This window comes from Xanthomonas sp. NCPPB 1067, assembly GCF_020783795.1.
Lineage (GTDB): Bacteria > Pseudomonadota > Gammaproteobacteria > Xanthomonadales > Xanthomonadaceae > Xanthomonas > Xanthomonas melonis.
Genome location: NZ_JAJGQG010000067.1, coordinates 1 through 1,562 on the forward strand (window position 1 = coordinate 1; position 1,562 = coordinate 1,562).

General features: G+C 50.9%; 3 protein-coding genes. All 3 read left to right on the forward strand.

Annotated features, from left to right (window positions below):
• On the forward strand, positions 1-623 hold a 623-nt coding region (locus tag LL962_RS20820; RefSeq protein WP_228318285.1), incomplete at its 5' end, for a hypothetical protein.
• Entirely contained in the window at positions 620-1,213 is a 594-nt protein-coding gene (locus tag LL962_RS20825; RefSeq protein ID WP_228318286.1) for an RHS repeat domain-containing protein, read from the forward strand. The genes LL962_RS20820 and LL962_RS20825, both read left to right, overlap by 4 nt.
• A complete protein-coding gene (locus LL962_RS20830; RefSeq protein ID WP_228318287.1) occupies positions 1,213-1,473 on the forward strand; it encodes a hypothetical protein in 261 nt (86 codons plus the stop codon). Before LL962_RS20825 ends, LL962_RS20830 begins: the two co-directional genes overlap by 1 nt.
• Positions 1,474-1,562: the final 89 nt, after the last annotated feature.

The following is a 1,562-nucleotide window of genomic DNA, read 5'->3' on the forward strand; positions in this document are numbered from 1 at the left end:
ATCGGGGATTTGAGCGCTCTCAGCGCGGCGGATGCGGCTTGCTTCGTCTTCCGGCCCCGTTGATCAGACCATCCCTAGATATAACCCTGGCAACAGCCCCAGAGCACGTCTTGGCCAAGTTCCGCAACGATAAAGGTCAGTGGATCAACATTGAAGCCACCAGCTTCGGCACCAAGCGCGATGCAAGCTATCAACAGGAAATGGCTATTACGTCACAGGCAATGACCAATGGCATATACCTACGACCACTGAGCAGACGCGAGTCAGTCGGGGTAATGCTTAGCACCTTGATGGAGTTTTATCGAGATCGAGGCAAATATATTCATCAAATTGCGGTCGCCGATTTGGCCATTAAAATCGACCCTAAGGATACGATGGCGATACTACAAAAAGGCAGTGCGTATTATCGAATGATGAAGGCTGCTCGCACGGAGCATGCCCCATCTCAAACCGCCGCACATCCGGAAAAGCAAGCCGATTTTGAAACCCTCAGACGGAGCAATATTTTCTGGTTCCAGAAAGCCGAGGCACTGGGATGGATAGAGCCAACAGCCAAGCAAAACGCGGCATACCAACAGGTCATTCAACGGACGAAAGCTACATACAAAGGAAAAGAACGATGACGATCAAGTTGCTTGCTTCCTTCATCTCCACATTGGCGCTGGCAACGCTCAGCCTCCCTTCGGATGCACGCTATGTCCAATCCGATCCAATCGGACAGTCAGGCGGCATCAACCCCTACAGCTACGCCTCTGGCAATCCGGGCGGCAAAATCGACCCATTTGGACTTGCCGACATATATATTTGGATGCCGTTGCCGTACACGGGGGGTATGCCCAGCTACGGGAAACTGCATTCAACGTTTGGTCACGTATCAGTGGACGCATACGGAAATGGGTATTCATTTGGACCGAATGGAAATACGATTGATCCATGGTATTCAAGCAGACAGCACGAAATCAGGGATGCGGTTGTACACCACATGCCATTGAGCCAAGAACAAGAAAAGGCTCTGGCAAGCTGCCTTGCAAACAACCAAGGAGAATACAGCGGACATTCAAACAACTGCGGCTCACCCGTTCAAAACTGCTTGCGAAATATGGGAACCCCGCTATCTCCATACAATGCAATCTTCCCCGAGACATTGAATATGATGTTATATGCCAGCCCAGCCGTCATAACATCGCGCCCTCTTTTTCAGGCCAAGCCATAATGAAGGTGATGGCGACATTATTTACCGTTATTTTTGCAGCGTGCATTTCTAGCTGCACCCCCGGCATGGAACTAATTCCTAGAGGACAAGTGACGATTTACAAGGACATACAAGGTGACGAGGTGCTCGGCACAAGCTCTAGCCCCTTGCCGGTCAAGCAACTAGTTTATCTGGACAAGACCGACTATGTTGTTGAGGTCGCCTACCAAGGCAATCACGGCTACGTGAGAGGGGGAGGATTCAATCTTTCGCAGAAATGACCTATCCGCCACTAGGGAAACTCTGAACAACTCCCCCTGATCCTGCGACAATCGCACAGACGCAACGGGACGACGACGATGCAACTGAC